Annotated in this window: 12 protein-coding genes and 1 CRISPR repeat array; of the genes, 1 reads left to right on the plus strand and 11 read right to left on the minus strand. The window is 70.6% G+C overall.

What is annotated here, in order from left to right; all coding sequences use genetic code 11:
* The first annotated feature begins 95 nt into the window (after positions 1-95).
* Positions 96-953: a TroA family protein gene (locus ETP66_RS11950; protein ID WP_161569080.1), complete on the plus strand. Its 858-nt coding sequence runs from the start codon at positions 96-98 to the stop codon at positions 951-953.
* Positions 954-976: 23 nt separating this feature from the next.
* Here ETP66_RS11950 and mog read toward each other — a convergent pair whose 3' ends face one another.
* The 11 genes from mog to ETP66_RS11555 all read right to left on the minus strand — a co-directional run bounded on the left by mog (position 977) and on the right by ETP66_RS11555 (position 9,639).
* Positions 977-1,447 (minus strand): molybdopterin adenylyltransferase, encoded by a 471-nt coding sequence (gene mog / locus ETP66_RS11505; RefSeq protein ID WP_130842734.1) that lies wholly within the window; start codon positions 1,445-1,447, stop codon positions 977-979.
* Positions 1,444-2,376, minus strand: a complete 933-nt coding sequence (locus tag ETP66_RS11510) for a CobW family GTP-binding protein (RefSeq protein WP_161569081.1) — start codon at positions 2,374-2,376, stop codon at positions 1,444-1,446. The genes mog and ETP66_RS11510 overlap by 4 nt, the downstream gene beginning before the upstream one ends.
* A gap of 2 nt (positions 2,377-2,378) precedes the next feature.
* The gene (locus ETP66_RS11515) at positions 2,379-3,410 is read right to left on the minus strand and encodes a CobW family GTP-binding protein (protein ID WP_130842736.1); all 1,032 of its coding nucleotides are present in this window, start codon (positions 3,408-3,410) and stop codon (positions 2,379-2,381) included.
* 2 nt (positions 3,411-3,412) lie between these two features.
* Positions 3,413-3,604 carry a hypothetical protein gene (locus tag ETP66_RS11520; protein ID WP_130842737.1) on the minus strand — a complete coding sequence of 64 codons (192 nt, stop codon included), beginning with the start codon at positions 3,602-3,604 and terminating at the stop codon, positions 3,413-3,415.
* On the minus strand, positions 3,594-4,691 hold the full coding sequence (locus tag ETP66_RS11525; protein ID WP_130842738.1) for an NAD(P)/FAD-dependent oxidoreductase: 1,098 nt from the start codon (positions 4,689-4,691) through the stop codon (positions 3,594-3,596). Before ETP66_RS11525 ends, ETP66_RS11520 begins: the two co-directional genes overlap by 11 nt.
* Before the next feature lie 9 nt (positions 4,692-4,700).
* Positions 4,701-5,102, minus strand: a complete 402-nt coding sequence (locus tag ETP66_RS11530; RefSeq protein WP_130842739.1) for a SaoD/DsrE family protein — start codon at positions 5,100-5,102, stop codon at positions 4,701-4,703.
* Between the two features lie 389 nt (positions 5,103-5,491).
* A complete protein-coding gene (locus ETP66_RS12580) occupies positions 5,492-5,827 on the minus strand; it encodes a hypothetical protein (RefSeq protein ID WP_201738532.1) in 336 nt (111 codons plus the stop codon).
* Between the two features lie 163 nt (positions 5,828-5,990).
* Positions 5,991-7,193 carry a hypothetical protein gene (locus tag ETP66_RS11540; protein ID WP_130842740.1) on the minus strand — a complete coding sequence of 401 codons (1,203 nt, stop codon included), beginning with the start codon at positions 7,191-7,193 and terminating at the stop codon, positions 5,991-5,993.
* A 43-nt stretch (positions 7,194-7,236) separates the two neighbouring features.
* The gene (locus tag ETP66_RS11545; protein ID WP_130842741.1) at positions 7,237-8,103 is read right to left on the minus strand and encodes a metal ABC transporter substrate-binding protein; all 867 of its coding nucleotides are present in this window, start codon (positions 8,101-8,103) and stop codon (positions 7,237-7,239) included.
* Positions 8,090-8,515 carry a hypothetical protein gene (locus ETP66_RS11550; protein ID WP_130842742.1) on the minus strand — a complete coding sequence of 142 codons (426 nt, stop codon included), beginning with the start codon at positions 8,513-8,515 and terminating at the stop codon, positions 8,090-8,092. Before ETP66_RS11550 ends, ETP66_RS11545 begins: the two co-directional genes overlap by 14 nt.
* Entirely contained in the window at positions 8,512-9,639 is a 1,128-nt protein-coding gene (locus ETP66_RS11555) for a hypothetical protein (RefSeq protein ID WP_236630330.1), read from the minus strand. The genes ETP66_RS11550 and ETP66_RS11555 overlap by 4 nt, the downstream gene beginning before the upstream one ends.
* A gap of 185 nt (positions 9,640-9,824) precedes the next feature.
* Positions 9,825-10,218: a CRISPR direct-repeat array (repeat unit 29 nt; unit sequence CGGTCCATCCCCACGTGCGTGGGGACTAC).
* Positions 10,219-10,270: the final 52 nt, after the last annotated feature.

The raw sequence follows: 10,270 nt of genomic DNA on the forward strand, positions 1-10,270 counted from the left end.
CACCCTAAGTCTTGGGCGTCCTGGGGTGGAGGCTACTACCCATAGCGCCCCGTTGTCAACCCCCCCCCCGCGGCCAGGAGGGGCATAATGAACCCATGCGGGTGGCGAGCCTGGTCCCCTCCGGCACCCTCCTCCTGCGGGCCCTGGGGGTGGAGCCCGTGGGGGTGAGCCACGCCTGCCCCAACCCTTCAGGGGTTCCCGTCCTCACGGAGAGCCTGATCCCCAAGGGGCTTTCCCAGGAGGAGATCGACCGCAGGGTACGGGAGGCCTACGCCCAGGGGCTTTCCCTCTACCGGGTGCGGGGAGAGGTCCTAAGGGCCCTGGACCCCGACCTCCTGGTGGCCCAGGGGGTGTGCGAGGTCTGCGCCGCCACCCCGCGGGAGGTGGGGGAGGCCCTGGGCTTCCTCCCCCGGGTCCCCAAGGTGTTGGAGCTACGGGGCACCCGCCTCCTGGACCTCTTCACAGACCTGAAGGCCCTGGGCGAGGCCACGGGCCGGGAAGGGGCGGCGGAGACCCTGGCCCGAACCCTTCGGGCCCGCCTCGAGGGCCTCCCTTCCCCACCCCCGAGGCCCCCCAAGGTGGCCTTCCTGGAGTGGCTGGACCCCCCTTTCCTGGGGGGGCACTGGGTGCCGGAGATGGTGGAGCGGGCAGGGGGCAGGTACCTGGGGCCAGGGCCCGGGGAGGCCAGCCTGCGGACGACCCCAGAGGGGCTTCCGGAGGCGGAGGTGGTCTTCCTGGCCTTCTGCGGCTACGGCCTGGAGGAAGCCCGGGAGGCGGTGGCGGCGCACCTGGCCCGGGGCGGGTGGCTGGGGGCCTACCTGCGGGGGCGCCGGGCCTACCTCCTGGACGCCGGGCCCTTCCAGGCCCTCACCCACCGGGTGGTGGAGGGGGTGGAGATCCTGGCCCGGCTCCTAAGGGGGGAGGCTGCCCAAGGCGCCCTTCCCCTGGCCTGAGGGGCCGGGGCGCCTGGAAGGCCTTATCCCCCAAGGAGCCGCAAGGCCGTGGGCACCGCCTCCCACACCGCCTCGAGGCAGGTACGGACCGCCCGGGGGTTTCCGGGGAGGAGGAGGACCAAAGCCTCCCCCCGGCTTCCCGCCAGGGACCGGGAGAGGATGGCCGTGGGGGTTTCCCGCAGGGAGGCCAGGCGCATGGCCTCGCCAAAGCCGGGGAAGACCTTGTCCAAAAGGGGCAGAACCGCCTCCGGGGTCCGGTCCCGGGGGGCGGGGCCGGTGCCTCCGGTGAGGAGGAGGAGGCGGCACCCCTCCCCCAGAAGGGCCAGGACCGCCTCCTGGATGGCCTCCTTCTCGTCGGGGACCAGGCGGTAGAGGATCTCAGCCTCGGGCCAGCGCTCCCCCACGAAGGCCATGGCCTCGGGCCCGGAGCGGTCGGGGTAGACCCCCTGGCTCGCCCGGTCGGAGACGGTGACCACTCCCACCTTGGTCCTCATGGCCGGAGGATGCGAAAGAACCGCTCCCGGATGGCTTCCTTCCGGAGGTTCTCCCCGATGAAGACCAGGCGGTTCACCCGGGGGCCTTCGGGCCAGGGAGGTCCCTTTTCAAAGTCGAAGAGGCCGTAGACGCCGTGGAAGCGCAGGGGGTGGCGGGAGCCCTCCAGGTTCACCTCCCCCTTGGCCCGCACCAGCCGCCCCTCCCGGAAGGGACCCCGGCCCAGGACCAGGTCCTCCATGAACTCCCGGAAGGCCTCGTAGGGCAGGGCCCCTTCCCCCTCCAAGCCCACCGCCACCAGGCCCTCCCGGTGGGCGTGTTCCGGAGGGAAGTCCAGGAGGCGAAACCCACCCTCCCGCCGCGGGAAGAGGACCTCCTCGGGGTCCACCCCTTCCCCCTTGGCCAGCCGCCGGAGGGGAGCCAGGGGGTTCAGGGCCCGCACCGCCTCCTCCGCCCTCTCCAGGGCCTCGGGCTCCGCCCGGTCGGCTTTGGTGAGGAGGAGGAGGTCGGCGTAGCGGATCTGGGCCTTGGCCTCGGGGAAGGCCAGGTACAGGTCCAGGTGCAGGGGGTCCACCAGGGCCACCACCCCCGCCAGGCGGTAGGCCTCCCGCACCCCAGGGGAGAGGAGGACCCTGAGGATGGGGGCCGGGTGGGCCAGGCCCGAGGTTTCCAGGAGGAGGTGGCGGAAGCCCCCCCGGCGGTGGAGGGCGGCCAGGGCCGCCAAAAGCTCCCCCTCCAGCCCGCAACAGAGGCACCCCTCCGCCAGGGCCTCTGCCCGCCCCTCCACCAGGCGCTGGTCCAGGGGGACCTCCCCGAACTCGTTCACCAGGACGAAAAGCCCCTCCTGCTGCCTTAGGAGGCGGTTCACCAAGGTGGTCTTACCCGCCCCCAGGAAGCCGGTGATGAGGGTGATGGGAACCCGCCCGTCCACGGCTACTCCAGGCAGAGGGCCAAGGCGCTTTCGATCTCGGCCCGGCGCCGCAGGATGCCCTGGCCGATGAAGACGATCTCGGTGCCCTCCTCCTCCCCGCCCAGGTCCAGGTAGAGGGGGGCCTCCTTCGCCGGGGCCTCCTCCAAGGCCTCGAGGACCACGCTCTCCCCCGCTTGGGAGAGGAGGGCCGGGGGATGGTCGGCGAAGCGCACGAACCCCTTGGCGCGGAGCACATAGGCCGGGAAGGACTCCAGGAAGCTCCAGAACTTGGCGAAGCGGAAGGGGCGCCCCTGCCGGTAGACAAAGCTCTGGAAGCCGTACTCCTCGGTTTCCTTGGTGGGGGCCTGCCACTCCCGCTCCCAGTCGGGGTGGCGCACCCCTTCCTCGTAGTCGTAGAGCCCGGTGCCCAGGATCTGGCCCGGGTCCACCGCCCCCCGCACCGCCCGGAGGATCCTGGCCCCAGGGTTGAGGGCCCGCAGGAAGCCCTCCAGCCGGGCAAGCTCCTCCTCCCCCACCAGATCCACCTTGTTGAGCACCAGGATGTTGGCGAACTCCACCTGCTCCGCCAGAAGGGGGGCCAGGGGTTCCTCCACCGGGTTGCCCTCCGCGTCCTCCACCTCCCCCACCTCCTCCCAAAGCTTAAAGAAGCGGGCAGCGTCCACCACGCTCACGATGGCGTCCAGCCGCACCTTCTCGGGCAAGCTTCCCATATAGAAGGTCTGGGCGATGGGAAGGGGCTCCCCGATGCCCGTGGACTCCACCAGGATGTAGTCCAAGGGCTCCTCGGCCAAGCGCTCCAGCTCGCTGAGGAGATCCTCCCGCAGGGTGCAGCAGATGCAGCCGTTGGCGAGCTCCACCAACCGCTCCGTGCGCCCCACCACCAGCCTGGCGTCCACGTTCACCTCCGCCAGGTCGTTCACCACCACCGCCACCCGCTTGCCCGCAAGGCCAGTGCGCAGGAGGTGGTTGATGAGGGTGGTCTTGCCCGCGCCCAAAAAGCCCACCAGAACGGTAACCGGTATGGGTCTTGCCATCCTCACCCCCAGAGGTGGGCCAAGGCCACCAGGGGCAGGGCCATGGCCCAAGCGAAGAGGAACTGCCTGAGGAGAAGCCCGCGCAGAAAGCCCATCCCCTCGGCCCGCCCCAAGGCCCAGACCCGGCAGGGGCTCAGCACCCCGGAGAGGTGGAGGGCCAGGAGGGGGGAAGCGGTCCGGCCCCTAGCAAGCACACCGCACCTCGCAGCAGGCGGGGTCCTCCAGCCACATGCCCTCCTCCCGGTAGACCTCTAAAGGCCCCTCGTCCCGCCCAAGCCTCCGGGCGATGGCCCGGGCCACGATGGGGAAGCGAGCGCGGAACTTGTAGATGAAGCAGAAAGGGCTCCCCCCGTGGCGCACCTTAGGCCCGGCCAGGAAGAGGCCAGGGGCCAGGGTGGACTCGTCCTCGAGGGTAAGGAGGGGATGGCCCTCAGGCCCCCGGGCCAGGAGGCCCCCCAGGGGCTCGAGGCCGTCCCCGAACCCCGTGGCCAGGAGGGGGCGGTGGGGGGTCCGGACCTCTCCCCCCTCCGTGAGGAGGACGTAGCCCTCCCCCTTCAGCTGGAGGGCCAGGACCTTGGTCCTCCGGAAGCGGATCCGGCCCCGGGGGGCCCGCCGCAGGCGGTCTAGGGTGTGGGGGGAGAGGTCCCGGGAGGGCTCCCCCGTGCGCCTCTCCCAGGGAGCCTCGGGGTCCAGGACCAGGACCCTCACCCCCCGCTCCGCCAGGTGGAGGGCGGCGTCCACCCCGGACTCGTACCCCCCGATCACCACCCGCTCGGGGGCCTCCCGGGCCAGGCGGGCGAAGCTGCCCACCCGGGCGTAGGGCAGGGCCAGGAAGGCCCCGGGGAAGGGGTAGCGGGGGAAGAAGAACTCCCCCACGGCCCAGACCAGGAAGGGGGCCTCGAGGGTGCCCCGGCCCGTGCCCACGCGGAAAAACCCCTCCCGGTAGACCACCCGCTTGGCCCGTTCCCTAAGGACAGGTACGGCAAAATGTGCGGCCACCGCCTGGAGGTAGCGGGCGTAGGCCCGCCCCGTGGGGTGTTCCTCCCCCAGGGTGTAGGCGGGGCTGGTGCGGGGGGCGATGGCGTTCAGGTCGGCCAGGCCGAAGCCGTTGGCGGTGAAGGAGGGGGTGAGGAGCCGGGTCTCCCGGGGCCAGCGCAGGAAGGAGGCTCCCACCCGCCGGGCCTCCAGCACCAAGGGCCTGACCCCCACCTGGAGGAGGGCCACCGCCACCCCGATCCCTGCCGGGCCGCCTCCCACGATCAGGACCTCGGGGCGTTGCAAGACGGCCTCCTAAAGGGTGATCACCTGGTCCACCCTTCCCGCCAGGGCCCGGTAGAGGTCGGGGAAGCAACCCACCTCCACCCCTTCCACCACATGGGGGGCCACCCGGCACTCCCCTGGCTTCCGGCGCCCTTCCCCTTCCGGCGTGCACCACCTGGGCTCCCCCACGGCCAGCCCCCGCTCCAGGGCACAGTCATCGCACATCATGAGGAGGATCCCCTTCTCCCGAGCGAGGCGGGAAAGCCTTTCGCCGATGGGATTGCCCCTTTGCAGGACCATGACGTTATCGTCAAAGAAGAAGATCGCCACCACCTCTACGCCGTGGACCCCAACCTCCAGCTGGGGCAGGATCATCCTGCCCAGCCTGTAGCTGGCCGCCCGGGGGGTTGTCAACAGGTAAGCCACGCGCATATCAGACAAAATGATAATGTATTTTCACTATTAGGTCAAGAAGCCTAAGCCTGCCCTGCAAGCCCAGTAGGCATCGGCAATCCAGGCCAGGGTACCCCCTTGCAGGTGGAGCCCTCCTTGCCCACCCCCTCCTGGCCCTGGGAAAGGACGGCCCAGGGGGTGATCCGCTAAGGCGGGGTCAACCCCTCCTCGTGCCCCACCCATCCAGAGCCAGGCAATGCCCATGGCGGCGAGCCTGGGCCTCGAGGCCGTGATCGTGGACGTGCTGGGCGAGGAGGCCACGGCCTACCCCGAGCTGGTGCGCAAGGTGGCGGAAGCCTTCGCCCGGGCCCTGCTTTAGGGCCAAAAGGGTCCCCTGGCGCCCACAGGCGCCAGGGGTCTTTTGGGGCCTACTCCTGAACTTCAGAGAGCCGCTTACCCCGGTCCACCAGGACCACCCCGAGGTAGAGGAGGCTCACCCCCAGGGCCCTGCCTAAGTACCCGCACGTAAAGGTTGGCCCATCGGCCAAAGCTAAGGCGGCGTGCCCATGGCCTCTTTGGGGCCCCCGTCGTGGCGCAAGCCACGACGGGGTACTTGGCTCCTCCACCCCTACCACCCCCAGGCGGTTGAGGCTGCTCGTCCCCGCCAGCACCAGGGCGGAAAGGGCGATCACCGGAGTACCCCTTGCCCTGGAGGGGTTTTCCCGCCAGAAGCGGAAGGTACTTTGGAGCGCCACCCCCAGCATCAGCGCCGTGCCCAGGAGATTGAAGGGGAAGGAAGGCGGAGTGGAAGACAAAGCTTCCCCAAACTGGGCGCATGGAGAGAGGGACATTCTTACATCAAGAGCAACCCGGACAAGAAAAGGGCGGCCTACGGCCGCCCTTGTGCGTACGGGCTGGACGGGGCCCTTAGTGCTCCACCCCCTCCACCTCAAAGAGGGCAATGGCGGAGGGCGCCCCGCCCACCTCCACCTGGGCCGCCACCTGCCACCCCTCCAGGTCCACCCGCACCACCTGGCCCCGCGCGGGGTCGGTGAGGTAGGCCACCCCGTGGCCCAGGGCCATCCCCGGGGCAGGGGCCCCTTGGGCCCGGGGGGAGACGGCCTCGAGGCTCCCCACCACCCGCCTGCCAACGGGATCCAGCTTGTGGAAGCGGCCGTCCTCGGTGAGGACGTAAAGGGCCTCCCCCTCGGGGTCAAAGCCAAAGGCCACGGGGCGCGCCGGCAGGGAGAGCACCTCGAGGCGGCCCGCCTGGGGGTCGATGAAGGCCAGGCCCTGGCCGAAGTTCCCCACGAAGAAGGGGTAGCGGGGGTGGGCCCTCAGGGTGCCCACCCGCACCCCCTGGGGGGTGCCGGGGGGGTTGGCCAGCTTCCGCCCGGCGAAGCCCTGGCCCCGGCGCTCCACCAGGAGCACCCCGTCGGCGCAACCGAAGGCCGCCACTCCGCCCAGGACCGCCTCCCCGTGCAGGCGGGGGCAGGCCTGAGGCAAGGCCGTCACCCGGGTGCCCCCCAGGGTGTAGACCTCCACCTGGCCCCGCTCCAGGCTACCCACCAGGAGGGCCTCCCCCAGGAGGGCAGGAGCCCCGTGGTCCGCGCCCCCGGTGGCGATGAGGCGGGGGGTGAAGTCCAGGCCGAGGCGCCTCAGGTCGAAGAGGGCCACGGTCCCATCCCCGTCGTGGAAGACCGCCAGGCGGTGCCCATCGGCGAAGGTATGGGTGGGCCGGGGTCCGGTGCGCAGGGTGGCGGCCACGTAGGGAACCTCCCGGATGACGTCCTGGTGGTCCCCGTGGTCCTCCAGCCGGAGGCCGCCCCAGAGGAAGCTCACCGCATTGGCCTCCCGGTGGACCGCCAGGACGTACTGCCCCCCGGGGAGGGGGTAGAGGCGGGCTGGGGAGGGCACGGTGAAGCGGCCCAGCTCCTTACCGTCCTCATCCAGGACCCGCACCAAAGCCTCCCGGGCATCGGCCACGGCCAGGCGGTGGAAAAGCCGCTCCCCGTGGTGGCCGTGGCCATGGTGGTGGCCGTGGTCATGCCCGTGGGCCCCGTGGCCGTGGGCCAGAGCCCATCCCAAAACCGCAAGCGCCAAGGTACCTAGCCAAAGGGTTTTCCGCATCGTTTCCTCCTTTCCCACGGGACCTTGCCGGTCCCGATCTGGGCTAGTTCGCTAGAGCCTCGCAAAGCCGCTCCCGGTTCCAGCGGAGGAGGTCCAAGTAGGTGGGCACCCGCCGGTCCAGGGCGTCGGTGTAGAGGACGATCAGCCTGGCCCCCAACTCCTCCGCCAGGCGGCGCATGGGGGCCGGGTCCAGCTGGGGCTCGGCCACCACCAGGTCCACCCCCCCAAGCTCCGCCTCCCTGAGGAGGGCCACCCGGCCCCGCACCCCCAGGTCGGCCCCGTGGTGGTCCCTAAGGGCCCCCACCACCTCCAGCCCGTAGCGCCGGGCCAGGTACAGGAGGGAGAGGTGCTGGACCACCACCCGGGGCTGCCTGCCGGCCAGGCAGGCCTCGAGGCGCCGGTCCTCCTCCAGAACCCTTTGCCGCAAGCGGTCCAGGTTCCTTCGGAAGACCTCCCGCCCCCCGGGGTCCAGCCGGGCCAGCTCCTCGGCGATGGCCTCCGCGTAGCCCACCCCGTAGCGGGGGTCCAGCCACATGTGGGGGTCGCAGTCCCCGTGGAGGTGGACCCCCCGCTCCCTCAGGCCCAGGAGGCCGCAGATGGGCTCGGGCATCCGGGGGGCGAGCTCCACCACCCTGGCCCCTTGGGGCAGAAGGGCCCGGAGGCGGGGCAGGTAGGGCTCCAAGCCCAGCCCGTTGGCGAAGAGGAGCCGGGCCCGGGAAACCTGGAGGGCGGTGGAGGGGCGGAGGTCAAAGGCGTGGGGGTCCGCCCCCAGGGGGACCACGCTCTCCACCCGCACCCTCCCTCCCCCCACCTCCCGCACCAGGTCCGCCAGGACGGTGGTGGTGGCCGCCACCTGCACCTGGGCTGCCGCCCAGGAGAGGCCCAAGAAGACCAGGCTAATCCAACGCATCCTCACCTCCTAAGAAAGCCCGCCAGTCCCTAAGGTGCCGCCTAGCCCCTGGGGGAAGCCCCCTGGTGGAGCGCTCCCGCCCCTCCCCCCGCAGCCGCCTTACCTCCGCCTCGTAGGCCAGGAGGAAGGGCCGGAGGTGGGCCAGGCCCTCGGGAAAGGGCAGGGGTTCGGCCTCGGGATGGACCTCCGGGGGGTAGGGGGGCAGGGGGGTGCGGTAGAAGCGCTCCTTGGGCCGGTGGTAGAGCACCCCCCGGTACCAAAGGCCCGTGGAGTGCAAGACCGCCTCCTCCCCCAGGTAGAGGCTGGAGCCCACCCCCTGGGGGTGGGGGGCCTTGCGGAACCCCAGGGGTTCCAGGAGACCTTGGGCCGCCTCGAGGCCCATGAGGTACATCACCACGGGCATGGGGTTCATGGCCGCACCAGCACCAGCCGCGTGGGGCTACCCCCCACCCTGAGGTAGCGCACCACCCGTCCCCTTTCCACGTCCACCTCGGCCACCAGCCCCAGGTGGGGCAGGCTGGCGTAGACCAGGCCCCGCTCCGGCCAGGGGGCGAGGTCAGGGTAGATAGCCCCGCCGGTGTCCTCGTCCATCTCCGGGAAAGGCCGGGAAACCCGAACCTCCCTTAAAAGCCTCCCCTCCCTCGCCTCCCGCACCTGGAGGCGGCCGTCGGTGAGGAGGACGTAAAGCCGCTTCCCGTCGCTCTTCCCCCGGATGAAAACCCCGCCCAAGGGAATGGGGGTAAGGGTAAGGGCCACGGGGTCCAGGCGCTGGAGGTGCTGTACGCCGTCGGAGTAGCCGAAGAAGGCCCCTTCCCCTTTCAGAAAGGCCCCGATCCGCTCCCCTACCGGGTAGGGAAGCCGCTTGAGCTCCCTCCCTCCCTCCACCGCCAGCACGTCCCGGGCGCAGGCGAAAAAGCTCCGCCCCGTCGCCTCGTGGAAGGTCTCCCCATGCTGGACGGGGCAGGGGAAGCTGGCCTTGGCCTCCCTCAGGCCCCGGTCCATGAGCATCACCTGCCCCCGGGCCAGGAGGGTGAGGTAGACGCCCTCGGGGGCCTCCACCACGTGGTAGTGGTCGGGGTTGGGAAGCCGGATCCCCTCCGCTTGGAAGGCGGCCTCGGGAGCCAGGCTCTCCTCGGGGAAGTGGAACGCCACCGCGTCCCGCTCGGCGAAGGCCAGGAGCCTATCCCCTAGGGTGTAGGCCTCCGCCCCGTGGCCGACGTTCCACCCTCGGCCCAGGAGAAGGCTCCTGGCCACCACAGGCCGGCTCCAGCGCCCCTCCTCCTTCCCGGTCCAGATCACCGTGAGCCACTGCCGATCCGTGTCCCGGCCTCGGGCGACCAGGAGGTACCGGCCCGAAGGGGTGGCCACCAGGCTCATCCCCCTGGGAGGCAAGGCAATCTCCGCCACCATCTCCCCCGCAGGCAGGTCCACCGCCACCACCCGGCTGGTCCCTTGGCGGTTGTCTAAGGCGAAGAGCCGAGCCTCCGCCTGGAAGGCTTCCGGTCGCTCCGGTGCCGGCCGGTGGCCAAAGGCCATAGGAGCCAGGAGCAAACCAAGAACCAGGAGCGAGGTTTTCCCGCGCATAGGCGCACCCCTACTGGATAATACTGAAAGTGCGTTATCATTTGTCAAGCCTCAGAGGCTTTCAGGATGCGCAGAAACTCCATAAAAAAGGTCCGCCACATGGCCGTAAGATGCTTGCGCTCCTGCAAGTCGAAGGACAGTCCATCCCCACGTGCGTGGGGACTACGGACCCGCCTGGTGTACCACGAAAGCGGGGACGGTCCATCCCCACGTGCGTGGGGACTACGCGGTAAAGGCCAGGGTTCCGGTTCCCCTGCACGGTCCATCCCCACGTGCGTGGGGACTACGGACCCACTAGGGCGCCAAGGTCGGCCAGAGCCGGTCCATCCCCACGTGCGTGGGGACTACTCCTGGAAGGGGCGAACCCTAAGCCCCAGATCCGGTCCATCCCCACGTGCGTGGGGACTACCAGCCGCTAAAATAGTTTGGAGCCTCAATATGCGGTCCATCCCCACGTGCGTGGGGACTACGCCGCCCGGGCGAAGGCCTCGATGGCCGCCACCGGTCCATCCCCACGTGCGTGGGGACTACCTGAGCCCCCCATGAGAACGCGGGGGGCTTCCCGGTCCATCCCCACGTGCGT

This window comes from Thermus thermamylovorans (assembly GCF_004307015.1).
GTDB lineage: Bacteria > Deinococcota > Deinococci > Deinococcales > Thermaceae > Thermus > Thermus thermamylovorans.

Coding starts and splice junctions, on each gene's coding strand:
- ETP66_RS11950 (WP_161569080.1), top strand. CDS start 96: ATGCGGGTGGCGAGCCTGGTCCCCTCCGGCACCCTCCTCCTGCGGGCC.
- mog (WP_130842734.1), bottom strand. CDS start 1,447: ATGAGGACCAAGGTGGGAGTGGTCACCGTCTCCGACCGGGCGAGCCAG.
- ETP66_RS11515 (WP_130842736.1), bottom strand. CDS start 3,410: ATGGCAAGACCCATACCGGTTACCGTTCTGGTGGGCTTTTTGGGCGCG.
- ETP66_RS11530 (WP_130842739.1), bottom strand. CDS start 5,102: ATGCGCGTGGCTTACCTGTTGACAACCCCCCGGGCGGCCAGCTACAGG.
- ETP66_RS12580 (WP_201738532.1), bottom strand. CDS start 5,827: ATGCTGGGGGTGGCGCTCCAAAGTACCTTCCGCTTCTGGCGGGAAAAC.
- ETP66_RS11540 (WP_130842740.1), bottom strand. CDS start 7,193: ATGCGGAAAACCCTTTGGCTAGGTACCTTGGCGCTTGCGGTTTTGGGA.
- ETP66_RS11545 (WP_130842741.1), bottom strand. CDS start 8,103: ATGCGTTGGATTAGCCTGGTCTTCTTGGGCCTCTCCTGGGCGGCAGCC.
- ETP66_RS11550 (WP_130842742.1), bottom strand. CDS start 8,515: ATGAACCCCATGCCCGTGGTGATGTACCTCATGGGCCTCGAGGCGGCC.
- ETP66_RS11555 (WP_236630330.1), bottom strand. CDS start 9,639: ATGGCCTTTGGCCACCGGCCGGCACCGGAGCGACCGGAAGCCTTCCAG.